General features: G+C 56.9%; 1 protein-coding gene. It reads left to right on the plus strand.

Annotation, left to right across the window (positions count from 1 at the left end):
- Positions 1 to 73: 73 nt before the first annotated feature.
- On the plus strand, positions 74 to 313 hold a 240-nt coding region (locus tag ACZYGA_RS16975), incomplete at its 3' end, for an IS3 family transposase (RefSeq protein WP_025731690.1).

The raw sequence follows: 313 nt of genomic DNA on the forward strand, positions 1-313 counted from the left end.
TGTAGTGGCATAGTGAATCTGGCCACCTGATTTTGAGTGTATGATCACTCACAGAGACAGTCAGGTGCAGATGATGACGAAGAAGAGAACGTTCAGCCCGGAATTTCGCTTGGAAGCGGCCCAACTCGTGGTCGATCAGGGTTACACGCTGAAGGCGGCGTGTGAGGCCATGGGAGTTGGCAAATCCACCATGGAATATTGGGTACGCAGGCTTCGGGCTGAGCGAGCAGGCAAGGCGCCGCTGAAAGGTGAGGCTCTGACGCCGGAACAGCGTGAGATCCAGGAACTGAAGCGCAAGCTGCGGCGGGTGGAG

The organism is Cobetia sp. BL01 (genome assembly GCF_056493605.1).